This window comes from Sphingomonas faeni (genome assembly GCF_030817315.1).
Classification (GTDB): domain Bacteria; phylum Pseudomonadota; class Alphaproteobacteria; order Sphingomonadales; family Sphingomonadaceae; genus Sphingomonas; species Sphingomonas faeni_C.
The window spans coordinates 3194357-3217805 of record NZ_JAUSZF010000001.1 but is presented as its reverse complement, the minus strand read 5'-3'; the positions used below and the strand labels follow the sequence as shown (position 1 = coordinate 3217805).

The window sequence follows — 23449 nt, the reverse complement described above, 5'->3', positions numbered from 1 at the left end:
GCATGACTGTTAGTATCTTCTATTGAAACAATGTTGCAATGTAGGAAGCGCCGGAAATATCCGCTATCAGGCGTTTCGCCATTGTTGTGGCAAATCGGACACACCGCGGAACTGCAGACGCTATCAATGAAGAGGGAGAAGCGAAGTGCGACATGTCCGGCTTACACTATCTGCGATATCCATCTTCGCCGTCATGATGCCGGCGTCAGCGCAGACCGCGCCGAGCATCGGCAATGGCGAGAAGTTGATCGACGCCGTCACGCAGTGTCGAGCGATCGCAGAGCCGGCCGGTCGGCTAGCCTGTTTCGATCGGGCATCGTCCGCCTTGGAAGTCGCACGCGCCGGCGACGGCCTAGCTGTCCTCAGCCGTGATGAGGTCGCGGAGAAACGCCGGTCGCTCTTCGGCTTTCAGCTCCCGACGATCAATCTCTTCGGCCGTTCGGGCGAGAGGATGCCTGAGATCCAGAACTTCGAATCTTCGGTCAGCACCGTGACCCGATCGGGACGAGATCGCTGGGTCGTCCGCTTAGCCGACGGTTCGACGTGGAGGACTACCGAACCGTCGCGGTTCCCTCCTCGAATCGGAGACCCGGTGAAGATCAGACGAGCCGCACTTGGCACCTTCGTCGCCTCCTTCGACGGCGATCGAAGCCTGCGGATCGAGCGCTTGCAATAGATGGACGGCGCTGCCTAAGGGCGAGAAACGAGAAGTGCAGGCTTCACCCACAGTTCGGTGACGTTCGGGGGCTCGAACTGATAAGTCGGCTAGCGAAGATACCCTTACATATGAACGACAGCGATACTTATGCTTAATGACCAGTTCGATTCAATCACTGCCAGATCAAACAGCCGACCGCGCATACTGATCTTGACCAGCGAGACTGATGATGATGACGTCTTGCTTCTTGAGACGTTAAGACGCCATGCCATGACTGTTGACCGGGTACAAACCGCCGATGATCTGAACGTATGCGTTGGTATGATAGATTACGATCTAATAGTAATTGACCTTTTAATGCCCGACACTGATAGTTTGCATATTGTAAAGTGGTTAAGCAACTATCGGAACCTACCAGGGATCATGGTAAGGTCTAGTCTGGAAGATGATACGGACAGGATAGTCGTGTTTGAGCTAGGCGCCGATGACTTTGTTTCAAAATCCTGCAATCCTCGAGAGGTGACGGCTCGGATCCGTGCCATACTTCGTCGCCGTTTGAGCGAAAAGGAACGTCATGATAGTCTGGTCGAAGGGTGTAGTTGCCAGTCCTCTCAGGGTAAGCTGAGTTTTGCGGATTGGGTGCTAAATTCCACAAATAGGCAGTTAACCTCTCCTTCGGGGGAATTGCTGAAACTTTCAATTGTCGAGTATGCTATATTGAGTCGCTTGTTCATTGATCCAGATGCCGTCAAAGATCGCGCGAGCCTGGTCAGCACTTCTGGCGACGGCGTAGATCTACGATCTACTGACGTCCATGTCAGCCGGCTGCGAAGGAAATTAGCCTTGTACGGTGGGCAGGATTTGATCCAGACGGTTCGCGGGCAGGGATACAGAATGGTAGCCCCCGCCGATGCGAAGCGGAGGGGATGAGAATTCGTCGTGGAGCCTGATGGACGAACACTCCGTAAACCATACGATGGCGACTGACGCTGTCGAAGAGACCAATACCTTCCACCCCCGCAAGCCTGCTTCCCGATAATCGGTGTCGCTGGCGGCTTCTAAGCGAGATTGGGCTAGGGTGGCGACCTCTTGCGCTCGTATCAGATCGCAAATGGCCTCATCCGGTTCATCTGGTACCCAGGCCGCGGTCAGCTCGCCAGCCCGATCGAGCTGGGCTAGGTTTACGGCATCACGACGGTTGGTCTTGACCCGGTCGCCGGGACGCTTGGGCATGAGCGATGGCGCTATTAGCTCGGAACCCTGGTCCAGCTCAATGATCTGGCGGTAAGGCTCGTATCCCCTCAAACCAGCCTCATAGCAGAAGTGAAGCTTGGCGGGTTGCTTTGCCAGTTTGGTCAACACCGACGCCGGCTCGGCTGAGATGTCGCTAAAAAAACCGGACTTCGCCATTCCGTTCGCCATCGGCAACCACGACCAAGATCTTCAACTCCGACGTATCGAGTCCGACGAAAAGTTCGCTATCCTCTTCCATCGTCCGCCCTCAATCAAGCTTAGGGCTAGGTGCCGACGCATCCGGTGCACCCCCGTATCCTGCCTACTACGGGGGCGGGCTACCTTCGCGGCCCGAACATACGGTCCTGCTTGCCGATCACGACGTTCATGACTGAAATCGAAAACCGAAGACCTCATGATGCGGCGATGAACGAACGTCTGAAGCTGGGAAGCGCGAGAGGGGGCGGGAATGTCCACACATGGGCGTTTTCTACCGATCCCGACGTTCTCGAAATCGATCCATTGCGGGAATGTCCAGGTTGGGAGGAAGGCGGACATTCGGCGTTGCATCAAGGCTGAAGGTGTAAGTCGACCTTCCAGCCGTAGCAGGCGTTTTCAGTCGCAATGATGCTGGTTTTCGACACGGCACTCGCAACGTTTAAACTATCAGCAGTCCATCTGAGAGCGATCGGCTCCGTCCCATCGAAGGCTACAGCTCGACAGGACAACCAGCGGTCGCTTGGTAGCCATCTTGGCTGAATCCAAACAACGCGAGAAAACCCACTGACCGCTCCGCAGTCGGTCATCTGGACACGAGCTTCCATAGAGCCGCTTGGCGAAATAGATCGGGCGAACGTGGTCGTCTCACACATCGATGTTTCTACGGTTCCAAGCGCGGCGAAGCCAGCCAGAGCAAGCAACATGGCACAGCCGCAGCCGGTTTTCCGTCGCTCGCCCGTCGTTAGTTCTCGTTTGCCGCGCATGTGACCACCTTGCTTGATGTGGCGGACGCCTACAATTGGGGGTCAGCGGAATGGTTGGGACGGGAAGGAAAGCCGACAGGCTGCTTTTTGGCGTAGTCGACGGATTAGCTGCCGTTGACGAACAGCGCCGACACTCCTGCAATCGCGGCGAACCCAATCAGCAAGCCTGCGGCGGCAAATTCGCGCTGCTTAGTTGTCTTCGCCTTTGCGAGCCCAATCGCGAACGCGACTATTAAAGGCAGCGGAAGAAACATGGTCTAGTGCATCGCCATGTCGGGTTTGTGCGGCGGTCGGGTGGAACAGTCAACGTCTGCTATTGGAAAGTCCGATCAAGGCGCTGAACGTCCGAAATTGGGCGGAAGCGTAATGGCCGGAATGGGAGGAAAACGAGACATTCCGCCCTTCGCGCCGAAGGAAAGTCATAACCTGCCAGCGAACTGGTTCGTTTCTCTATCATAGCAAAATGCTGGGTCTGGCGCATGATTGATTACGTTGCGGTCACGCCTCACCACAACAACGCAACGAAGTTTTACGCCATGAAACGTGAAGCCAGCGAGTTTCGTAGGATCGCCAAAACTTCCTTTGCCTTTGGAGGTAAGACGATTGATGGCATCTCTTGTGAGAATTGCATCCAAGTCGTTCCCGACATCGCCAAGCTCGTAAGGTATAAGATCGACTTGGCTACGCTCTGATTGTAAACAACCGCTCAGCAGCGCCGCTGACAGGATAGCTACTAACCGCATTAAGCAAGGTTGGCTTTTTTCATCAATGTCCGCAAGTGGGCAATTTGGCCATTTTCCATTTCCCAAAAAGGAACGTAGGGCGGGAAACCTGCCGCGCCGACCGCGCCGATCGCGCTGACGGGCGCAGGCCGGTTTCCCTTTCCCATAATCTGTTCCCAATTTGGGATTCCCGAAATTGCCAATTTCGATGGGAAAACGGGAAAGACGATGATCGGCTACGCTCGTGTTTCAACGGCCGATCAGAACTCGGCGTTGCCAAGCGACGCCCCGAACAAGCTGGCTACTAAAAGCTGTTTACCGACAAGGCGAGCGGAGTGAATGCGATCGGCAAGGGCTGGCGGAAGCCCTGCGCTTCGTGCGTCCCGGCAATTATACTGTGGTCTGGACTCGATAGGCTCGGCCGCTCGATCCCGGGCCTTATCACTGGCTACGGACCTTTCGGCACGGAAGATCAACTTCCGGGTCGCTCACAGGCGGTTTCAGCACGTCGACGGCCTCGGGGTGGCTCCTATTCTATATCCTCGCCTCGGTGGGACAAGACCGCCAAGGTCGCAAAGGTGCTACAGGTCGGCCTCTCGACCTTCTATCGTCGCTTTCCGGCGAATGAGAGGGCGGACGAGGCGGACGCAGAGTGACATTTACCTCTGCCAGCGCGTGCTAATAAGCACTAATCTACACGTGCAACATCGGCCGTGCGGCGCACCCGGATTACCATGACTTCCGTGGTTGAGGCGCCGGATTGCTCATGCGCATCGTCCGGGGAGGTGCTAGAAGTCGCTGATGCGCTCGGACCTCGATCATCTCCCCGCGGCGAAACGCGACGAACTGCGGATGATCGTACGCATCCTGTTCGAGGAGTTCGCGGATGCCTTGGCGGGGCGGAACGCTCCGTTCCGTAAGGCAGGCCGGATCCTGAAGGTTATCCTGTTCGGATCCTATGCCCGCGGAGACTGGGTCGCCGACCCGATCGGCGGATACTATTCCGATTACGACCTGCTGGTAGTGGTCAACAACGACGAACTGGCCGATGTCGTCGAGTACTGGTCCATGGCTGATGATCATCTCGTCCGGGAGACGACGCTCACCGGGCATATTGGGACGCCGGTGAACTTCATCGTCCACAGCCACTCTGACCTGAACCGGCAGTTGCGACGTGGCCGGCCGTTCTTCCTCGATATCGTCCGGGACGGGATCGCACTGTACGAAGCGCCCGACCATCCGCTCGACAGCGCGACCGTTCTCTCTGATGCGGAAGCGCACACCGAGGCGCAGCGTCATTTCGACACCTGGTATCCGAGCGCCGGAAAGTTCATTCGCGCCGGTGAGTTCCTCCGCGGCGATGACGCGCCGAAGGAGGCCGCCTTCCAATTCCATCAGGCGACGGAACGGCTGTACCATTGCGTCCTGCTCGTCCTGTCCCTCTACAGTCCGAAGTCGCACAAGTTGAACATCCTCCGATCGCAAGCCGAGCGGCTCGCGCCTGAACTCATCTCGGCATGGCCTCGCGACACGCGTGCGGCGAAGAGGTCCTTCGAACTGCTGCGTCGCGCCTACGTCGAAGCGCGGTATTCGGAGCATTATCGTGTCAGCACGGAGGAGCTCGCGTGGCTCTCGGAACGTGTTTCCGTCCTGCACGGCCTAGTTGGCGAGGTATGTCGGCGCCGGCTCGAAACCTGATCGCGCCTCATACCCCAGATGGCCCTCCTTCAAGTCGACCAACGGGACGGACCTGATGCGCTGTTCGGTGGCTAGCCCGAGATCCGCGGCCGCGTGTCTGATCTCGTGCATCGTGAAGCCAGTGCGGTCGGCATCATGAGATCTTTATTTCCAAAGTTCCCTCTCTCAGCTTCTGCTGAGAATTTCCAGCCGTCCTAAGCTTGAAGCGCCACCTGAGGGATTACCCGTGACCGTCATCAAACCACTCCAGGTTATCTGTTCGTCCGCCGCATGCCGCCGCCGTCAGATCATCCCCGGTGACCGCCTTTGGTACGTCGACGTGAGGAGCGGGCCCGGCAGTCACCGGGAGGCCGGCTGGGTGTGCCGCTTCTGCCGTGCGGAGAACCGCACGCCGCCGTCGCATCTCCCCCGGGACACCATTCCGATGCTGCCGTCTCGCCAGGAGGTACTCGATCGGACCCTAGCTTCCACACCGGAGCGAAGCGGACCGAACACGGATCGGAACGAAGCGAGCGCATCGGAGGGGATGGGGCGGCGCGTTCGAACTGCAAAAGGACAACGCCGACAGCCACGTCCGATGACGGTGCCAGGCGGTTCAGCCGCCACGAACGTCGTCGGCGGGCCGACATCGGCGCGGGACAATGGGTTAGCTGCAGCCGATCCGACGGTCCGCGAGTCCGACGATCGTGATGGTCGCGAGCAATTCACACGATCCGAGCGACCCGCGCCGACATGGGTCGTCGGCCATGCGGCTAAGAGAGAATTGATGGAAGCTCTGTCTCGGATCGCGAGACACGGGGGTAACGGCATGGCCGTCTACCACGGACCGGAAGGCTTCACGGCCGCCGACGTCAACCTGCCTGACCATGCGAACTTGAACGACAGCGACATGGAGGTGTTTGCAGACGTTCTGCTCGGGCGCCTTGATGAAATGCGCGCCGAGGTCCTGGTGCTGGGCGGAAACGTGGCCGGTAGGCCGTGGCAGGCGATACTACACCTGCGTGCCGGCGCGGCTTCGTTCGTCTGACGAAGCTTTCGAGCCACATTGCGTTGGGCGTTGGGCGTTGCCCGATCCGACCTTCCGTTCTCCCGCCACGTCGATACCTCGGCGGCCCTTAAGAATGCCTACCGGTCCACCGACGCAACTTCGCATCTCGACCACGGCTTTCGAAAGGCGCATCTACGATCCGTCTTGATCAGACTTGTGCAGCCGGCACTTAGGCAGGAATCGCATGGCCATTTCGGATGGATCAACGCCTGACGACCAGGCTGCCGCGTGGTTGGCACGCCTGCGGAACAAGTCGGTGAGGACTTCCGAACTCGACGATTTCGCCCGGTGGCGTCGCGATCCGTTGAACGCCGCGGCGTATCGCCAAGCGTCCATGGACGACGACCGTAGGCTGAGCGAAGACCCAGAAGCGTCCATTTCGTCTCGTTCGGCGGGGACTCCGGGATTAAAGTGGGGCCGCATGGGGTCGGCGACCTTCGCGTTCCTCGGCGTACTGGCGATGATTCTCATCGCCTCGGGGCTCGACCGCGTCAGCCCGCCCCCCACGGTTTCAGTATACCGTACCGACGTCGGAGAGCGTTCGACGGTCACGCTCGACGACGGATCGCATTTGGAGCTCGACGCAGATAGCGAAGCTTCGGCTCGCTTCGACGGGACGCGCCGAAGACTCGTGCTCCTGCGCGGCGGCGCCTTCTTCGCGGTACGTCACGATGCCGCACGCCCTTTCGTAGTCGAGGTCGGCGACGGTCTGACCGTCACGGCGATCGGTACGCGGTTCGATGTCCGGCTCGTCGATCGAAAGGCGAGGGTGACGCTTGTAGAGGGATCGGTCGAGGTCAGGAGGTCCGGCGCTCTGCTGCTTACTATGAAGCCGGGTGAGGCGGTGGTGGTGGGCGGGACCGGAGCCGCGCTGCCGCTTCGCCGTCCCCCCGAAGAGGTCCTGGGTTGGCGAAACGGTCATGTTTCTTTCCACGACACGCCCTTGGAACAGGCGGTGGCGGAGATGAACAGGTATACACGCCGTCCGTTCTCGGTGGGGCCGGACACCGACGCCCGGACGCACGTCAGCGGAGAGTTCTCGACGGACGATCCCGAGGGCTTCGCCAATGCGATGGAGGCGTTGCTGGGCGAAGGCGCGATCCGGCGGGCTTCGCGGTAATCCTGCGCCCGAAAGAATGCTGACGCCGGCAAACGCCGCACCTCGCTCCCGGTTTCAAGCTGATTTGCGAGGGCGCGAAAGGGGGTTCGAATTCCAGAGCACGACCGAAGCTGCATCCTGCCACCGAGCTCTTCGAGAGCGTCGGACGCTTCCGCTGCATATCCTCGACTACGTCGGCAAGTCCGGATAGCCTTCGGGACGGCGGGGGCGGCACCACCATGGTCAGCGCAAAATCTGTTCGTACATCTCTGCTCTGCGTGCTCCTGACGACCGTATTTCCGGCGACGGCAGCTGCCCAAGCGCGGTCCAGGCAGTTCACCATTCCTGCCGGGACCTTGGACCATGCTCTCCGAACCTACGCCCGCATCAGTGGACGACAGATCCTCTACCGCTCGAACGAAGTGAACGGCCGGCGATTCAAGGGAATGAACACGAGGCTGGATGCGGAGGAGGCATTGGTCCGCATCCTTTCCGGTTCGGGACTGTCCATCGAACGCACGTCCGCCAACACTGTGGTGATCAGGACCCGGCCCGGGCCGCGTGTTTTCCCGCTTGAACCGGTTTCCAGTCCGACTCCGGAGATCGTGGTGACCGGAACGAACATACGGGGCGGCGATCCTTCGCTCGTCGTGAAGACGTTGCGCAGGAAGGATGTCGAGCGTGCCGGACTGGGAACGGTCGCCGATGCGATCTCGGCGCGCGTGGTGAACTTTGGCGGATCGGGGAACCCGGTGGCCGCCCTGACCGGCTCCGACGGTGCAGGCGTGAACTATTCGATGACGTCGTCGGCGAACCTGCACGGTCTCGGTGCCGGCGCCACGTTGACGCTGTTCGACGGCCGGCGCGTAGCGGGATCGGGCGCGCGCGGAGACTTGACGGACCTGTCGGCGATACCTTCGCTGGCCGTCGATCGCGTCGAAATCCTGACCGACGGGGCCTCGGCGATCTACGGGTCGGATGCGATCGGCGGCGTGGTCAACATCCTTCTTCGGCATCGACGGAAGGGTCTGGAGGTTCGAACGCGCATCGGCTCCGGACGCGACGGTCGAAGGAACGGCCTCTTGTCCTCGAGCGCGGGTATTGCATGGAGCACGGGATCCCTCTTCGCCGCATACGACTTCGAACATCGGGACGGCCTTTCGGCCGCCGATCGATCATATACCTCCACCGGCGATCTGAGCCCGTTCGGAGGAAGCGATCATAGATCCTTCATCTCGTCACCTGGTACGATCCTCGCTTTCGATCCTGCAACCTCGGCCTACATCCCCGCCTTCGCCATTCCCGCTCTTGCAGCGGGACGTCAACCGACCCCCGCCGAGATACGGCCGGGCATGAACCTCTCGAACGTCTTCGCGGGCGTTGACCTCTCGCCGCGGTTCGATCGGCATGCAGGGTACGTCCGGCTGAACCAGGACGTAGGCTCCGCAGTCGATCTGTTCGCGGAGACGCGGTACTCACGGCGGACCTTCCGCTACGGGGGACCCGCGGCGCAGGCCGTCTTCGTCGTCCCGGCTGCCAACCCTTACTTCGTCTCCCTCGGGGGGCAGACCTCCAGCGTGCTGGCGTATTCATTCATCGGCGACCTCGGCCCTTCGCGAGCGCAAGGCCTGGTTTCAGCGGTCGCGATCACCGGAGGAGCGACCTGGCGGGCGGGCGGCGACTGGACCGTCGAAGGCTACGGCACCCATTCCCTTGAGCGCAGTGCCGAGTCGTTGTCCAACCAACTCAACGTCAACGCGTTGAACGAAGCCCTCGGTGCGGTTCCGGACGATCCGTCCACGGTCTTTGCGGCGAGCCGGGACGGGTTCTTCAATCCCTACGGATCCGGCGGAGCGAACAGTGCCGTGGTACTGGACTTCGCAGGTTCGGGATACTCGCACGCGCGCCGGCGCAGTTCGGTGGACGAAGCGGTCGTCAAGGGCGAGGGGCCGCTGCTCGGTCTGCCCGCAGTGGAGGCTCGCCTTGCGGTCGGACTCTCCTACCGTCGGGAGAACTTGAGATCGGTCGGCAAGACGTTCACTTCCGGAGCCGTTCCGACGAAGGTTCCCCCCCTTGAGGGCGCACGAGGCATCGGGGCGGTCTTTGGAGAACTAAAGGTTCCAGTGATCGGCCCGTCCAACGCAACAGCGGGCATGCAGGCCCTTGGCCTGACGTTGGCCCTTCGGCACGAGTCGTACGCCGACTTCGGTCGAACGACCAACCCCAAGATCGGCGTGTCCTGGCTAACGGCGGAAGGCGTCAGGCTTCGAGCGAGTTGGAGTACGTCGTTTCGCGCTCCCGCGCTTGCACAGACGAGGGAACCCCGCCGGGTCGCGCCGACTGTGCTGCGCGACATCGGGGGCGGCCCCGCCGCCGTCCTCACCATAGCCGGCGGCAACCCGGAACTGGACGCCGAGCGGGCTGCGACGTCGAGTGCCGGCTTCTCGTTGGAGCCTGCGGGAATGCGAGGGCTGACGTTCAGTGCCGGCGTCTTCTCGACGAGTTTCAGGAAACGGATCGCTCAGCCCGCCCTGCTCGACCTTTCGCGAACTCTAGCCGACCCGCGGCTCGCGGCGTTCGTGCAGAGGATTACGCCGGCGACGGACCCGGTAGATCTCGCCAAAGTGGGGGCGCTGCTGGCGGAGCCCGGCGCGAGCCCGGAATTCTATCCGGCTTCGGGCTATGTCGCCATCATCGACACCCGGTTTGCAAACACATCGTCGCTCAAGGTCAGCGGTGTCGATGCGGAGTTGGGCCTGATGCGGAGGTTGGGCGAAAGCCGTCTCGGAGTGAACCTCTCCGCTACATGGCTCTTCCGATACAGCGAAAGGCTGACCCCCCAGTCCCGTCCGGTCGACCGCTTGAACACGCTGGGTTATCCCGCGGACCTCAGACTGCGTGGAACGGCCGACGTGACGCGCGGCTCGCTATCGGTGTTCGTGGCGGGCAACTTCGTAGGCGGGTACAAGGATGATGCGAGCACGCCCAACCGCAGGATTGCCGCGTTCATGACCGCTGATTTGAACGTTGGCTATGTGCCGGGTGCCGGGCCGCTGAAGGGTTGTCAGTTCTCGGTAGGCGTCGAAAACGTGTTCGATGCCGACCCACCGTTCGTCGACCGTGCGAACGGTCTCGGTTTCGACGCGGCCAACGCGTCACCGTTCGGGCGGATAATTGCGGTCGAGATGAAGAGAAGCTGGTGACGTTGCGCGCGCATAGTCGGCGTAACGCTGCGAGCGGCTCCCTGGGTCACCGTCTCCACGCCCTGAGCCACGCCTCGCAACTGGCCAGGAGGATCAGGGAGTGGTTGTGCTGCCCGTGGAAAAGATGGTCGGTCGTCAACGTGACGTCGAGCTTCTGCGCATCGATGAGCCCGGCGCCCGCCAAGGCGCCACCGATCAGATGCTCGCGGAGGAACGCGAGGTTCGCGACGGCCGCTCGGCCGTACAATGTCGTCGCCGCCCCCTTGGACCCGCGGCGGGCTACGTCCGGCGGCAGGCGCGCCGCGAAGGCCCGCCGGGCCAAGCCCCGGTTGATCGGACCCGATGCGAGCACCCATGCCGGAAGGGACAGTGCCGCTTCGAGCATCGGCTGCGAGAGCAGCGGGTGATAGAGGGGCGTCGGTCCTGGAGAAGGCCGCTCGGAATGGTAGACCTGCGAATTGGCGAGCATCGCGACATGCAAACGCTTTCCCGGCGGCAGGCCGGCTGCATCGTCGATCCATGAATGCTGGATCCGTGGGCTCAGCGTTCGCTCGGCGACCCATGGCGGTACCATGCTGTACTCCGGCGGACGGGCGCCCCTGAACCGGTCCATCTCCGCGGGGAGGAGATGGTGCCAGATCGTGTGTCGGCTTCGCCGGGCGTCGTCGACGATGGACCGCCACGACGCCCGGCTTCCCAACGATCTCCTGCGATCGACGGCGACGACCGGGCTGGCCGTATTGAGGAACAGGGCGTCTCCGCCCTGCCCCGTCACCACCAGGTCGGCACCGACCTTGGCAGCGGCTTCATCGACGCCGAGCCCGAACAGATCGTCCAGACCGTGGAGATAGGGATGCGCGATCTGCGGCGCGTCGCAGAACATCCGGTAGTCGGGGTATCCCGGGGAGGGCTTCTCGATCAGCCGCACCCCGGCGTGCGCTGCGGCCGACCGAGCGAATTGCGTCTCCTCCACGTCGCCTGCGGACGACGTCGCAGTGACTGCCTGCGTCCCAGGCGCGAGCAGCGCCAAGCTGCCCACGACGATGCTCGAGTCCAGGCCGCCGGAAAGCTGTACCAGAGGCCGACGGGCGCCCGTCCCCGCAAGGCTTACATCCAGCGCCGCGCGCAGTCTGCCCTCGGGATCGTCGCGCCGTTCCGGAAACATGGCGGGCGACCAGATCGTGAGGGGCGCACGCCGGCCTAGAAGTGAGTGGAGCCGACCTGGAACGAGGCGTTGCCCGGCGCTCAGGAGCTTCGCCTGAAGCGCCGTCGTGGGGTCGAACAGGCAGCCCCAAAGTGCGTCGAGATCGACCGTGTCGTCGAATCCGGCAAGGCGCACCAGCGACGGTGTGACGTGATCGCACAGCAGAGATAGATCGTCGTCCGCGATCTCGTAAGCCGTTCCGGCGCCGGACGGGTCGACCATGGCGGCCGGATCCTCGTCGAGGTCGAACAGCGCTACGTACGATCCCCAGGCGGATCCGGTCAGATCCCTGGCCGCGCGCTCGGCCGCACGGCCGGTTCCGCCATCCACGGTGGAAGAGGACCGGCGATGGCGCCCCTTCAGACCGCCGATGACGATCGTCCCCGCGGCAAACCTCTCGCATTTGGCTTCTGGTGCGACTAGCACGACGTGCCGAGCGCTTCCCCCGATTTGGCGAAGCCCCATCGACAGGAGGATAGCCGTGAGCCTGGAGTAGCGCTCGCGCGCTTCCGACCTACGCAACGTCAGGACGGCGAAGGTGCTGGTCATGGCTGCCCGACCACTATGGGACGATAGGCCGAGACGCGGTCGATGTCGTCGCAGAGCACCATGCCGTCGTACTCGACCCAACAGTGGGCCTCGAAGGGATGGGACCGGACGCCGAAGACGATCTGGGCCTGCACGCCCCGGCGCGCCAGGAAGAGACTAGCGATCAGCGACGCCGGTAGGCAACGTCGCGGCGTCGGGATGAACAGCTTGAGCCGCTCCAAGGCTTCGACGGCGGCCATCGTCTCCACGTGCCCGGCCGTCCGCGACCGTGGCCTGGCGGAATGATGCGTGCGGCATGGCATGCCTCGTCGCAGGCGCCACCAAGCCGTCGCCCCGGCCACCAGCAGGTCGACGCACTCCCGAATCCGGGGACGTCCGCCGGGCGCGTGCCCTGGATCGAGCAAGGCCCTCACCGGCTCATGCATCCGGCTGAGGCCGCGGCCCGCCCCCTCGAACATCAGCCCCGCGTCGATGAGCGTAGCCGCGGCTTCCGGAATGTAGGCGGGTTCGCTCACGTCTTCGGGCATCGACGCATCCTGCGCAGCGATCGCCCCCACCAACGCGTGATACCGATCGGCCCGAACGTCCAGAAGGATCAGGTCCGTGCCGATGGCGACGCCGTATACGAGGTCTGAAAGCGCGATCATGCCGAGACGACGGCGCCCGAGGACGCCGCCGATCCAGTCAGATGTAGATGCGGAGGAGGCCGCTGTCGCGTTCCGCCACCGGACCGATTACGGACGCCGCGGTGACCTTGCTGGCGCGGCCCAGATCGACGAGAAAATACGTCTTCATGATCGTTTCCTTCCTACATGCCGCAACCGTTGCGACACGCTTAGAAGATCACGCCGGTCGGCTCTATTCGACCTATACTTGATAGATATCGCGAATATCGCCGAGGCCCTGTTCGGCGAGCTCGGTCGCATGCGATATGCGCGCCTTGGTGAATGCGCGCAGGGCCCTGGCGCCGTCACGTCCGGTCGCGATGCTTTCGCGCAGCCGGTTGAGGTCGTCGAGCCAGTTTGGGACGATCGTCGGTTCCGCCCTGCGATAGGGGGTCAGCAGTAACGATGTCCGCCGGATCGCTGCCGACAGCATATGGTTCTCCGCGCTCGCCGCGATGACGCGGAACGTGTCCTCGACCGCCGCCGCGGGCTGCTGCGCGGCAGTTCCGGTCAACGGAGCGGACGCGGTCGCGGAACGACGCCGTTCCGAGAACGCCGCATGACCGAGTACTTCGAGCAGTCGATGGAGATCGGAAAGATCCCGCGTGCCGTAGCGGGGGATGGCGAATCCCTGACGCTTCACGCCGACGTCGACGATCCCCTCGCCGACCAGCCTCTCGAGCGCCTCCCTGACAGGAGTAGCGCTCGTCCGCAACGTCGCCGCCGCGTCCTGGACGCTGATTGCAGATCCGGGGCGGAGGAGACCGGTGCGCAGTTCGTCCAAGACGTGGCGTCGGACGCGGTCGACCTGAGACGCCCCCTTCATCGCTCGCTTCGCGTATGCGAAGGTCCCATATTGCGGCGGGCTCCGACGTACTGGCCACTTCGCATCACGTTTTCCTCATCTGTCCGTTCCTGAGCGAAGTCGCGAACAGCCTTCAAATCTCTCACTCGTCGTTGCAGTTGCGCGGGGTGTTCAGCACGGCCCGAGGCAATTGATCGCGGGCCGAGCCGTCCGGTGCGGCGCCTACCCGATCAAGCGACTTCAGCGGCGTGACGGGCTTCGATGTGCCGGCGGCTAGGGAGCGTGGCGCTTCGCGCTTGCGTGGACGCTTTCTGAAGTGACGTCCGAGCGCACGCCCTACCCGAGCGGCATCTGAGTCTCTCGGACAGCGAAGTGCGCCTTTACCGTCGATTATCGCGGCGCACCTTTCGTTGAGATTTCAGCCAAGGCGAGACGGACGCGACCTTGTGCATCGCGACCGCTTGGATAGGATGGCGGGTAACATCGCGTAGGTGCCTGCCCGGACGGCCGCCGCTGCAGGAGGATCATACCGTGCCGAACTGGACCCACGTTGAACTCGACTACAGACCCTACGGAGCAGGCAGCGAACCATTCGTAAAATCGCGGCATGGCTTCTCGGCGGCCCGACTTGGAAAGGACGCGTTGGCCGTGGATAGCCGACGTCAGGATCACTTCGAGGCGGAGCTTCTCCGTCTGCGCGACGCCACGGGAAGCGACATCCTATCGATCTTCGTCAGCTTCAACGAGGAGAGACGACGGATGGACAAGGGATGTATCGGGCATGCGGTGGCGCGAGGCTTCCTCGATCAGGTTTGCGACGGGCCCGACGGGACGGTCGCATCGGTATCGATCGGACGCCGAGCTTACGTACGGCCTTAACCAGCTCTGGCCTAGCCGGACGTACATTTACATCACGCAAGTCAAAAGACGTTCTTGCTCGTTCTCACGTCGGGTGCGCAGGATTATGGCTCACGGCCCCGCGAACAGGAATCTTGCGAACCAAGGCGTTCTTCGCATGGTTCGCGATCTACTACTTCGACGGGGTCTTCCCGGCTTGCCTGAAAGCCAGTCGCACTACTTCGAAGTCGGCGATTTCCTGTAGGGCTTGGCCGAGCTTGGGCACGTCGCGTTCAGCCATACCCCATACCAAGTCGTAGTCGATACTATGATAGCCGTGGGCGAGGCGATTGCGGGCACCCTTCCATGCCCGCCACGCGATGCTCTTTTCTCTCTCTGCGAATACGGGATAGTCGGCGAGCACGTCGCCTGGGGTTTCTCCAATGTTCTCTATCGCCTTAACGACCGCCAACTGTCGAACACGATCGGCTCTGAAACGTTCTAAATCAATGCCGCAAGTACAAGTGGTGACGTCCTGAACTCCTTGCCGAAGCAACTCGAGGTAGTCATCCAAGGGCAGAGCCTTACTCACAAGGCGATCGCTTCGGCAATCGCTTGTGACCGGATCGTAGGATGCAGACTGTTGATCGTCACGAGGTCGAAACGCCGTCCGAACCGATCCTCGAGATCGTCCTGGGCCTGTGAAAGATCCAGCAACGTGCAGTTTGAACCGGCGTCTACCAGCAGATCGATGTCGCTGTTCGCATTGTCTTCCCCTCGCGCGACAGATCCAAACAAACGCGGCATGGAAAGCGAAGCATGCGCGAGTATGGACCGCAGTTCCGCCGATCTGGCGAGCAATTCGTCTTTGATCGACTGGGTACCCACGTTTTCCTCCTGCGACTGCAGACCGCATTAAGATAGTTCGTTCTAAGCGTCATGGAAGCCTTATCGTCGCAACCAATGGTCGGCGCCCTGGGATGTGGTACTCGGCTCGATCCGACTGGATCCCTGCCCCCGTCGGCCGTCGCCGCCGGCGTCTCCAGGCGCCCGACGCGAAGGGCCCTGCCCATGGTCGCGAAGTACCCGTAGCGGTCCCTTCCGTCCGCTGGACGCCGTTCCGATCGGAATCGCGTCACGCGGTCCTGAAATGGTTGGCGAGCTCCACCAGGTTTTTTTAGGATATCAAGATGCGCATGGCTGACCTGGTTGAATGCCTCGGAAACTCCGTAACATCGGTTTTGACGCCGCGAGGGCTCGACTCGCCTATTCGGCGATCTCGGGAGTTTGGACTCCAGGTGCTTGAGGCGCCAGCCGTTGGCGTTCATTGATTTTCGATGGCCACAACGAAGACGTCTTCTCGGAATCGCGGTTCAGGCCGATCCTTCCGGAACCTCACGCGTGAGGAGATCGCGGATCCGGACAAGCTCGAAGCATACGAGTCCATGGGTCTGGGGGGCGCGATCGACTGGGGCGACCTGATCGAAGCCAGGCGGGCCTTGATCGTGTCCGCGGCGGGAGCCGGCAAGACGCACGAATGCCGGGAACATGCTCGGAAGTTGTTCGCCGATGGTAAGGCCGCGTTCTTCCTGACCCTCGAGGGCATCTCCACGAACGACCTGCGCTTCCTGCTCGAACCGGTGCAATATGCCCGCTACCAACAGTGGCTCTCCGACGGGCACTCGGAAGCGCATTTCTTCCTCGATTCCGCCGATGAGCTTCTACTCTCCCATGGGGATTTCCGCCTGGCACTCCGCAAGCTAGCCTATGCCATCGATGGACAGCTGCATCGGGCGAGGATCATCGTAACCAGCAGGCCGATAGCGCTAGACCTCGACGCCTTCGCCAGCGAGTTGCCGGTCACTCAGCCGCCCCCGGAAACCGAACCCGTTGATTCACCGGACGAGACGTTCCGCCGTCTGATCGGTGGGGAGGCGCGCAAGGAACATCATGCGTCCACCCGTGAACCGAAGGATGGGGATCGGGATCCCGAGACCGGGGTGCGGATCTTCGGCCTCACCTCCCTCAGCCAGCCTCAGATAGAATGGATTGCGGGCTCGCGCGGTGTGAAGGACGTGCCCGCCCTGGTCGCCGAGATCGCAAGGAAGCGTGCCTGGGAATTCGCGCGGCGACCGCAGGAGCTGATCGAGATCTGCGCCTTCTGGAACGAGCACGGTCGGCTCGGAACCCGGTCCCAGCAGATCGCCGAGGACGTCCGCCGGAAGCTGCAGGAAACCGGCTACCGCAAGCGCCACGTCACCTTGTCCGACGCGAAGGCGCTGGAAGGGGCCGAGCGGCTCGCGCTGGCCCAGATCCTGACGCGCAAGCGCACCATCCGCTTCTCGGATCTCTCGCTCGATGCAGCCGAGCAGGAAGCGGCCCTCGACCCGTCGGTCATCCTCCCCGACTGGCCCGAGCGGGAGCGGGGGGAATTGCTTCAGCGACCCCTGTTCGGTTTCGCCAGCTATGGCCGGGTCCGCTTCCATCACCGGTCCGCAGTGGAATTCCTCGCGGCGCAGCGATTGAACCGGTTCTCCCGAACCAACCACATGGCCAGGTCGGCGCTTTTCGGACTGCTGTTCGGCGAATGCTACGGGCAGCAACTCATCTTCCCATCGATGCGTGCGGTTGCGGCCTGGCTTGCCATCGGGAACGACGCCGTTCGCGACGAGGTCCTTCGCCGCGAGCCGGAGGCTCTGATGGACGATGGCGACCCGGAAGGGTTTCCGATCAGCGCCAGGTGTCGGATCCTGGTGGAATATGTCCGCAGGTACGGACGTGACGAATGGCGCGGTGTTCGTATTCCCTATCCGCAGGTTCTGCGCTTCGCCTCCCCCGAACTGTCGTCCACCGTTCGCGAACTCTGGAACGAAGACAGCACAAGCCCGGAGGTTCGCGAACTGCTCATCGATCTGGTCCAAGCCGGTCGCATGCAAGGATGTCTCGATATCGCTGCCGAGGTGGCCAACGACCCGAAGGCTACGCAGACCGATCGCATCACCGCGCTGACCGCGCTCGCCGAGATGACCGAGCCCGGTGGGCTCGACGCGCTGGTGACTTCGGTCCTGACGGAGCCGCACTGGCCTTCGGGAATCAAGGAAGGCGCAATCGGGTCTTTGTTTCCGAAGCACATGGCGATCGATCGGTTTGTCCGCATGATCGGACAGATCGATGTCACCAGGCATAGCGTCGGCGGGATCGAATGGACCTTGCCGCGAATGATCCCGGGCATGCGCCTAGGCAGCGATCAGACTGAGGAGTTCCGCGCGTCTCTCGCCCGATTGATGGAGGACAGCATCGAACGCAGCGACGACTGGCCGTACTTCGTCAGTCGCTACAGGCATCTCTCGCCCGCTCTCGCGACGCTCTGCCTGATCGGGCTAGACGGCGATGCTCCCCCTTCTCGCGATCTGATCGCCGCCGCCGTCGTCGCTACGCGATTGCGCGGCAATGAATATGGCGACGAGAAGCCTGGAGCGGATCTGGTCAGGCGGTTCAGGCAGGCACCCCGCGGTTGGCGCAGGGATACCTACGTGGCCGAAGGTGCGTTCTGTGCGGCGCATGTGCCGTCGCGAAACGGGAATGAGTTCGGCGCGAACCTCGCCAACGGCACATTGGTCGGCCAATTCCACGATGACGATTTCGACTGGCTCATCGCGATCTCCAGTGACGGGACCATCGAGCGGAAGACGCGGGCCGCGGCATTCCGGGATGCGATGGGACTGATCAGACTGAACGGTACGTTGGACGACGACCGGGTGGCCGCGCTGCGGAATTTGACGGTCTCAGAACGGCGGTGGACGGAAGAACTGGAGAAGCGACTCGCCCCGCCGATGTACGACAGGACGTATGAAGCCCAGGAAGCCCAGTGGAAGGCGGATGCCGGGAAGCGAAAGGCCGAGGAACGGGCTGCGATAGAGACGTGGGTTACTTGGCGTAACAAGGTTCTCAGCGACCCTGATGCCTATTTCGCCGAAACCGACGATAGCCGCGTGGTCCGGGATTTTGCCCAGGTGCTGGAACAAGCCCCCGAACATCGCGGTTGGCGTGCCCATTGGAACCGCCCGATCATCACGACGCATTTCGACGACGGCGTCGCTGACAGGGTCCGCTCGGCCTTCTGCAACTTCTGGCGGACGGTCGAAGTGCCGCTTCGCAGCGAGCGTGCACAGGTTGACCGCAACACGGTCTGGACCAACTGGGTCCATGCGCTCGCCGGCGTCTACGCCGAAGCGGAGAATCCGGACTGGGCGAAGGACCTCGTGCCCGAGGACGCCGAACGTGCGGCCAGATTGGCGCCGGAGGAGATGAACGGAGTCCCGCCTTGGCTGGCGCAACTCGTCGTTCATCACCCTGAAGTGGTCGACCGGACTCTTGGAAGGGAACTGTCCGCTCAACTCGATGATGCGATCACGTTCGTGTTTCCCGGACTGCTGGCAGACTTCTCGCGTGCGGATCACGGCGTGCTGGAGTTCTTCGCCCCCCGCGTGAAGGAATGGGGCCTGACGACGACGGCCTCCTTCGACGGCGAGCATGAGCAGGCTCGGATGTACGATCATCTCGAGCGGGCGTTGGACTATCTGCTTCGGAGTTCGGTGGAAAAATCGGAACTGCTCGACCTCGCCAGGCGCCGTTTGGAGGCCGATCCATGCGGTCCCTTCGTCCTCCTATGGCTCATGCTGCTGCTCAGCACGTCGCCGGAGGATGCTATTGGCACGCTCGAACGGCTTGTTGATCCACTTGACCCGCAGGCCCGCTACCGGCTCAGCGTCAACCTGTTCGCCACATTCAGCGACCGTCGGAGCGCGCGCTTCTGCCCGGACCTGTCCGATCCGCGGTTCACTCCGCCGCTGCTCCTGAGGCTGCTTCGGTTGGCCTATGCCGAGATCCGGCTGGTGGACGACATCGAACGATCCGGCACCGGGACATACAGCCCGACGTCGCGCGACGAGGCGCAGCATGGCCGCGGAGCGGTCCTGAACGCGCTGCTGGCCTGCACCGGCCCCGAGGCTTGGGCGGTCAAGCAGGCGATGCGGGCGGACCCGCTGTTCGCGCATTTCAAGGATCGCCTCGATCAACTCTCGCGCGAGAAGGCGGCCACCGAGGCGGAAGGTCCGGCAAGCGGGGACGCCGATATCGCACACGTCGAGGCCCATGGCGAAGCGCCCCCCGCGGACCGCAACGGCATGTTCCAGCTGATGATGGACCGCTTGACCGAACTCCGTCACGACATCGCCGCGCATGAGTTCTCGGAACGTCCGATCCTGGTCGGGATCAATCACGAGAAGAACATGCAGGTCTGGTTCGCCAGAAGGTTGCAGGAGCGTGAGAACGGCGTCTACCGGGTCGACCGCGAGGCTCTCGTCGCCAACGACAAGGAAACGGATATCCGCCTACTGTCGGTGCGCTCGGACGCTCAAGCCGTTATCGAGATGAAGCTCGCGAACAACGGTTACAGCGTCGCGGACCTAGAGACCGCGCTCGATGAACAGTTGGTCGGCCAGTACATGCAGCACGACGATTGCCGTGCGGGTTGTCTGCTCGTGACGATGAACAAGGCACGCCGCTGGCAATGCTCCGAAACGGCGACGATGATGGATTTCGAGGCGGTGATCTCCCGTCTACGTGCGAAGGCGATCCAAATCGAGAGGCGGATGAACCATGAGGTCCGCTTGGCGGTGATCGGCATCGACCTGAGCCGCTAAAAATCGATGCCGGTCGGCTGGGAAATGAGCGGCCTCCAATCCGGATCGTGACAGCCTCGGAGATTGGACGGCACCCATGGCGCATCCGCCCCGGTCCCGCTTGACCGCGGTGCGACCGACCTTGATCATGCCGCCAAGCTGGTTCGCGCGGATGTGGCGTCGAGCATCATGGCTGCTTCAAACCGTCAGGAGCTCGAATGGAACGTTACCGTATAGCTTTGACAGCCCCCGAGGAGGAGCTGGTCGACGGATCGACTTCAGTGATGGGGATAGGCCGCATGCCGACAGGCGCACGGCGTACATGGCGAACAAGGAGCCCTTGCTCGCGCTCCTGGCCTCGCTGAACGAGCGCAACGCGGTGCCCGCGCATCGGATCGGGTACTGGAACGATCCGGAGTACCACCCCGGAAGACCCAAAGGCTCGCGGAAGCAGATGTTCGAACGCAACGGCAACGTCGGGGAAGAAGTCTACACCCATCCCGGCTTCGTGAAGCACCTGCGCTACATGCTGTTCGGAGCGGAGCTGCCGCCCGCAGTCATGACGGCCTTCGCATCCGAGGTCGGGAACCCCGAATGGGTATCCTACGGGGACGCGCTCGAACTCGGCAGATTCGCCCGTTCGCTCGTCCGACGGCATGGCCTCCCTCCCCACGAGGCGTACGAGGAGTTCTTCAAGCTGTCGCTGGACATCGGGTTGAGCGTCGAAGAGGCGTTGAGGATCCGCCAGACGGTCAAGGAGACGCGCTGAGCAGGCTTCCTGCGCAGGCTTTAGGTAGCCTCGCCGAAATCGAACCCGGACGACTTATGCCTCGGGCCTGAGCCCGGCAATGAAACCCTCGAGGTCGGCGATCGCCTGAGGAACGGCATGATAGAGCATGTTCCGTCCGGACCGCGTCTGGCTGATCATCCCCGCATGCGTCAATATCGTGAGGTGCGCGCTCATCGTGTTCGCCGGTGCGCCGACGCGAGCAGCGAGTTCGCCGGCGTTCAAGCCCGCCGGACCTGCCTTTGCGAGAAGGGCGAACGTCGCCAATCGGGTTTGCTGAGCGAGCGCACTCAACCGCATGATCGTCAGCTTTTCGTCCATCCTTCTAGAATAATGGAATTAATCCGTTCCGCAACAGGCATTTGCCACTCGGAGAACGAATAATAGTTCGACGTTTCTAGAACTATTGAACTATGACGCGCGCCGTGCTACATCGGATCCATCGGGAGGTCGCCACCCGACGCACTCGTAGACGAAGGAAAACGCTCGGCGACAGGAGAACAGACAATGCGCATGGACGTCTTGGACAAGAGCTTGGCAACGATGCCCCCGCCCGCGGGACTCTTCCCCTTCACCTACGAGGATCCGCTCGATCAGGACGCTCCCGACGACGAGCACATGGCGACGACGCGCCGCGAACTCCTCCGCCTGGCCCTGATCGCTTCGGAGACCGGAGCCCGCTTCCAGAGGGAGGGCATCGCCCACGACCCGATGGCGTGGCTCCTCGCACCCAGGCGCCTGTTCGAGGGAGCTTCCGCCATCGACGCCTGCCTGAGCCGAGATGCGTGCATGCGGGCGCTTCTCGTGCACGGTCTCGGTCTGGGCCTGGACGCCGACCCGGAGGATGTGGACGCGCTCGGCGACGATGAAGGAGAGCCCCACCCAGATGCCGAACGGGACGCGGACGATGCTTCTTCGGATCGCCTCGAAAGCCCCCTTTCCCATCGCCGCCTGTTCACGTCGATGTTCATCGAGGAACGCGACGGTCAGAAGGTCTATGCCTTCGCCGCCATGATCGCAGCCGACGCCGAGCAGGCCATCAGACGCCTGGGGGAGCGCTTCGGCCGCGACTATGCCACCTATGCCGTGGTGCAGGAGGGCTTCGACGCCGGATCCCCGCTCGCGACGACCCTGCTGTCTGCGGTCATCGTGGACATGCTGACCCAGATCGCCACCGATCCCACGTCTCCGCTCGCGGACGGGCTGGAAGTGATGGTCGAACAGCGGTTCGCGGCATGAGCACGACCGACAGGATCGTCATGCCGCTGGCCGCCGACGCGGTCGCCCAGGCCCTAGCCCGCCACGCGGACTACCGCGTGCTGAAGCGGCTCCGTCAGATGAGGAGGACCGACACCGTCGCAATCGTGCCCGGCATGATGATCGGTTGCGCCATCGACGTGGAGACGACCGGTCTCGATCATCGCCGGCACCGGATCATCGAACTCGCGCTCCAACGCTTCTGGGCGACCGAGCACGGACGCATCGTGATGACGGGCAGGCCGCTCAGCTGGCTCGAGGATCCCGGGATGCCCATCGAGGAGGAGATCACCCGTCTGACGGGGATCAGGACGGAGGACGTGGCAGGTCAGAGGATCACGGATCCGATCGCCGCCAGCCTCATCGCCGACGCCGATTTCGTCGTCGCGCACAACGCCGGCTTCGACAGGCCGTTCGTCGAAAGCCGCCTGCCCTTCGCCCTGGGCCGGCCCTGGGTCTGCTCCATGCGCGACATCGACTGGAAGGCGCACGGTTTCGAAGGTAGGACCCTGTCCCACCTGCTGACCCAGATGGGGTGGTTCTACGATCCGCACAGGGCGCAGACCGATGTCACGGCGCTGCTCCATCTGCTCGACCATCCGCTCGAAACCGGAGGGACGGTCCTCAAATCCCTGGTCGAGACCGCGTCCCAGCCCAGTTGGAGGATCGAGGCGATCGGAGCTCCGTTTGCCGCCAAGGACCTTCTCAAGACGCGGGGGTACCGGTGGGATCCGGAGGAGCGTCTCTGGTCGCGCGATGTGTGCGCCGCCGAGCTCGACGCCGAGATCGGATGGGCCACGATCGAGGTATACGGCGGCTTGTCCAAGCCGGACTCCTTTCCGCTCACGTGGAGGAGCCGCTACGCCGCACGGTGACCATGGCGCTCGCTTCGATTTTCCGACCGACCGCTTTCCTAATGTCTTCCGACTGGCATTTCCGGCCAACCAGTCTTTCCCCTCCCTTCAGGATCGCATTTCGGGAACGCCCGGGTTGGAGAGGAAAGTCGCCGTCCGATAC

The 23449-nt window shown here is 62.6% G+C and carries 22 protein-coding genes and 1 pseudogene; 14 read left to right on the top strand and 9 right to left on the bottom strand.

The genetic code is table 11. The annotated features are described in order from the left end of the window. Positions 1–196 precede the first annotated feature (196 nt). Both QFZ54_RS15085 and QFZ54_RS20440 read left to right on the top strand, forming a co-directional pair. Positions 197–676 (top strand): hypothetical protein, encoded by a 480-nt coding sequence (locus tag QFZ54_RS15085; RefSeq protein ID WP_307088409.1) that lies wholly within the window; start codon positions 197–199, stop codon positions 674–676. A gap of 129 nt (positions 677–805) precedes the next feature. After that, on the top strand, positions 806–1588 hold the full coding sequence (locus tag QFZ54_RS20440; protein WP_373458543.1) for a response regulator transcription factor: 783 nt from the start codon (positions 806–808) through the stop codon (positions 1586–1588). Here QFZ54_RS20440 and QFZ54_RS15080 read toward each other — a convergent pair. Then, a complete protein-coding gene (locus QFZ54_RS15080; RefSeq protein WP_307088408.1) occupies positions 1496–2068 on the bottom strand; it encodes a hypothetical protein in 573 nt (190 codons plus the stop codon). The two genes, QFZ54_RS20440 and QFZ54_RS15080, sit on opposite strands and share 93 nt — an antisense overlap. 210 nt (positions 2069–2278) lie before the next feature. Here QFZ54_RS15080 and QFZ54_RS15075 point away from each other — a divergent pair, with 210 nt between their 5' ends. After that, positions 2279–2470 carry a hypothetical protein gene (locus QFZ54_RS15075; protein WP_307088406.1) on the top strand — a complete coding sequence of 64 codons (192 nt, stop codon included), beginning with the start codon at positions 2279–2281 and terminating at the stop codon, positions 2468–2470. A 508-nt stretch (positions 2471–2978) separates the two neighbouring features. Here the strand turns inward: QFZ54_RS15075 and QFZ54_RS15070 are convergent. After that, complete coding sequence (locus QFZ54_RS15070; protein WP_307088404.1) at positions 2979–3128, bottom strand: hypothetical protein; 150 nt, start codon at positions 3126–3128, stop codon at positions 2979–2981. A 225-nt stretch (positions 3129–3353) separates the two neighbouring features. On the opposite strand from QFZ54_RS15070, the gene QFZ54_RS15065 reads away from it, so the two are divergent. Next, positions 3354–3566, top strand: coding sequence for a hypothetical protein (locus QFZ54_RS15065; RefSeq protein ID WP_307088402.1), 213 nt, complete (start codon positions 3354–3356; stop codon positions 3564–3566). Positions 3567–3616: 50 nt separating this feature from the next. Here QFZ54_RS15065 and QFZ54_RS15060 read toward each other — a convergent pair whose 3' ends face one another. After that, complete coding sequence (locus tag QFZ54_RS15060) at positions 3617–3763, bottom strand: hypothetical protein (RefSeq protein WP_307088400.1); 147 nt, start codon at positions 3761–3763, stop codon at positions 3617–3619. A gap of 634 nt (positions 3764–4397) precedes the next feature. On the opposite strand from QFZ54_RS15060, the gene QFZ54_RS15055 reads away from it, so the two are divergent. From QFZ54_RS15055 to QFZ54_RS15040, 5 genes and pseudogenes are all read left to right on the top strand, one after another. Further along, positions 4398–5294, top strand: a complete 897-nt coding sequence (locus tag QFZ54_RS15055) for a HEPN domain-containing protein (RefSeq protein WP_307088398.1) — start codon at positions 4398–4400, stop codon at positions 5292–5294. An 808-nt stretch (positions 5295–6102) separates the two neighbouring features. Next, entirely contained in the window at positions 6103–6321 is a 219-nt protein-coding gene (locus QFZ54_RS15050; protein WP_307088397.1) for a hypothetical protein, read from the top strand. A 205-nt stretch (positions 6322–6526) separates the two neighbouring features. Continuing rightward, complete coding sequence (locus tag QFZ54_RS15045; protein ID WP_307088395.1) at positions 6527–7462, top strand: FecR family protein; 936 nt, start codon at positions 6527–6529, stop codon at positions 7460–7462. 218 nt (positions 7463–7680) lie between these two features. After that, positions 7681–7977: pseudogene (locus QFZ54_RS20435) on the top strand (STN domain-containing protein); the annotation flags it as partial. A 72-nt stretch (positions 7978–8049) separates the two neighbouring features. Then, entirely contained in the window at positions 8050–10644 is a 2595-nt protein-coding gene (locus QFZ54_RS15040) for a TonB-dependent receptor plug domain-containing protein (RefSeq protein ID WP_307088393.1), read from the top strand. A 46-nt stretch (positions 10645–10690) separates the two neighbouring features. Here QFZ54_RS15040 and QFZ54_RS15035 read toward each other — a convergent pair whose 3' ends face one another. The 3 genes from QFZ54_RS15035 to QFZ54_RS15025 all read right to left on the bottom strand — a co-directional run bounded on the left by QFZ54_RS15035 (position 10691) and on the right by QFZ54_RS15025 (position 13888). Then, complete coding sequence (locus QFZ54_RS15035; protein WP_307088391.1) at positions 10691–12397, bottom strand: asparagine synthase-related protein; 1707 nt, start codon at positions 12395–12397, stop codon at positions 10691–10693. Next, positions 12394–13044, bottom strand: coding sequence for a lasso peptide biosynthesis B2 protein (locus QFZ54_RS15030; protein WP_307088389.1), 651 nt, complete (start codon positions 13042–13044; stop codon positions 12394–12396). Before QFZ54_RS15030 ends, QFZ54_RS15035 begins: the two co-directional genes overlap by 4 nt. Positions 13045–13264: 220 nt before the next feature. After that, on the bottom strand, positions 13265–13888 hold the full coding sequence (locus QFZ54_RS15025) for a GntR family transcriptional regulator (RefSeq protein WP_307088386.1): 624 nt from the start codon (positions 13886–13888) through the stop codon (positions 13265–13267). A 627-nt stretch (positions 13889–14515) separates the two neighbouring features. Between QFZ54_RS15025 and QFZ54_RS15020 the strand changes: the two genes are divergently transcribed. Beyond that, positions 14516–14746: a hypothetical protein gene (locus QFZ54_RS15020; RefSeq protein ID WP_307088384.1), complete on the top strand. Its 231-nt coding sequence runs from the start codon at positions 14516–14518 to the stop codon at positions 14744–14746. Positions 14747–14897: 151 nt separating this feature from the next. Here the strand turns inward: QFZ54_RS15020 and QFZ54_RS15015 are convergent, their stop codons facing one another. Continuing rightward, a complete protein-coding gene (locus QFZ54_RS15015; RefSeq protein ID WP_307088382.1) occupies positions 14898–15278 on the bottom strand; it encodes a HepT-like ribonuclease domain-containing protein in 381 nt (126 codons plus the stop codon). Positions 15279–15292: 14 nt separating this feature from the next. After that, positions 15293–15511, bottom strand: coding sequence for a nucleotidyltransferase family protein (locus tag QFZ54_RS15010; protein WP_373458540.1), 219 nt, complete (start codon positions 15509–15511; stop codon positions 15293–15295). Positions 15512–16149: 638 nt separating this feature from the next. Between QFZ54_RS15010 and QFZ54_RS15005 the strand changes: the two genes are divergently transcribed. Next, positions 16150–20409, top strand: a complete 4260-nt coding sequence (locus QFZ54_RS15005; protein WP_307088379.1) for a hypothetical protein — start codon at positions 16150–16152, stop codon at positions 20407–20409. A 301-nt stretch (positions 20410–20710) separates the two neighbouring features. Further along, positions 20711–21157, top strand: coding sequence for a hypothetical protein (locus QFZ54_RS15000; RefSeq protein WP_307088377.1), 447 nt, complete (start codon positions 20711–20713; stop codon positions 21155–21157). 54 nt (positions 21158–21211) lie between these two features. Here QFZ54_RS15000 and QFZ54_RS14995 read toward each other — a convergent pair whose 3' ends face one another. Next, positions 21212–21475: an ArsR/SmtB family transcription factor gene (locus QFZ54_RS14995; RefSeq protein WP_307089493.1), complete on the bottom strand. Its 264-nt coding sequence runs from the start codon at positions 21473–21475 to the stop codon at positions 21212–21214. A gap of 207 nt (positions 21476–21682) precedes the next feature. On the opposite strand from QFZ54_RS14995, the gene QFZ54_RS14990 reads away from it, so the two are divergent. Further along, entirely contained in the window at positions 21683–22414 is a 732-nt protein-coding gene (locus tag QFZ54_RS14990; protein ID WP_307088375.1) for a hypothetical protein, read from the top strand. Next, a complete protein-coding gene (locus QFZ54_RS14985; RefSeq protein ID WP_307088373.1) occupies positions 22411–23307 on the top strand; it encodes a 3'-5' exonuclease in 897 nt (298 codons plus the stop codon). Before QFZ54_RS14990 ends, QFZ54_RS14985 begins: the two co-directional genes overlap by 4 nt. Positions 23308–23449 lie beyond the last annotated feature (142 nt).

Coding starts and splice junctions, on each gene's coding strand:
- QFZ54_RS15085 (WP_307088409.1), top strand. CDS start 197: ATGCCGGCGTCAGCGCAGACCGCGCCGAGCATCGGCAATGGCGAGAAG.
- QFZ54_RS20440 (WP_373458543.1), top strand. CDS start 806: ATGCTTAATGACCAGTTCGATTCAATCACTGCCAGATCAAACAGCCGA.
- QFZ54_RS15080 (WP_307088408.1), bottom strand. CDS start 2,068: ATGGCGAAGTCCGGTTTTTTTAGCGACATCTCAGCCGAGCCGGCGTCG.
- QFZ54_RS15075 (WP_307088406.1), top strand. CDS start 2,279: ATGACTGAAATCGAAAACCGAAGACCTCATGATGCGGCGATGAACGAA.
- QFZ54_RS15070 (WP_307088404.1), bottom strand. CDS start 3,128: ATGTTTCTTCCGCTGCCTTTAATAGTCGCGTTCGCGATTGGGCTCGCA.
- QFZ54_RS15065 (WP_307088402.1), top strand. CDS start 3,354: ATGATTGATTACGTTGCGGTCACGCCTCACCACAACAACGCAACGAAG.
- QFZ54_RS15060 (WP_307088400.1), bottom strand. CDS start 3,763: ATGGGAAAGGGAAACCGGCCTGCGCCCGTCAGCGCGATCGGCGCGGTC.
- QFZ54_RS15055 (WP_307088398.1), top strand. CDS start 4,398: ATGCGCTCGGACCTCGATCATCTCCCCGCGGCGAAACGCGACGAACTG.
- QFZ54_RS15050 (WP_307088397.1), top strand. CDS start 6,103: ATGGCCGTCTACCACGGACCGGAAGGCTTCACGGCCGCCGACGTCAAC.
- QFZ54_RS15045 (WP_307088395.1), top strand. CDS start 6,527: ATGGCCATTTCGGATGGATCAACGCCTGACGACCAGGCTGCCGCGTGG.
- QFZ54_RS15035 (WP_307088391.1), bottom strand. CDS start 12,397: ATGACCAGCACCTTCGCCGTCCTGACGTTGCGTAGGTCGGAAGCGCGC.
- QFZ54_RS15030 (WP_307088389.1), bottom strand. CDS start 13,044: ATGATCGCGCTTTCAGACCTCGTATACGGCGTCGCCATCGGCACGGAC.
- QFZ54_RS15025 (WP_307088386.1), bottom strand. CDS start 13,888: ATGAAGGGGGCGTCTCAGGTCGACCGCGTCCGACGCCACGTCTTGGAC.
- QFZ54_RS15010 (WP_373458540.1), bottom strand. CDS start 15,511: ATGCCGCGTTTGTTTGGATCTGTCGCGCGAGGGGAAGACAATGCGAAC.
- QFZ54_RS15005 (WP_307088379.1), top strand. CDS start 16,150: ATGGGTCTGGGGGGCGCGATCGACTGGGGCGACCTGATCGAAGCCAGG.
- QFZ54_RS15000 (WP_307088377.1), top strand. CDS start 20,711: ATGGCGAACAAGGAGCCCTTGCTCGCGCTCCTGGCCTCGCTGAACGAG.
- QFZ54_RS14995 (WP_307089493.1), bottom strand. CDS start 21,475: ATGCGGTTGAGTGCGCTCGCTCAGCAAACCCGATTGGCGACGTTCGCC.
- QFZ54_RS14990 (WP_307088375.1), top strand. CDS start 21,683: ATGCGCATGGACGTCTTGGACAAGAGCTTGGCAACGATGCCCCCGCCC.
- QFZ54_RS14985 (WP_307088373.1), top strand. CDS start 22,411: ATGAGCACGACCGACAGGATCGTCATGCCGCTGGCCGCCGACGCGGTC.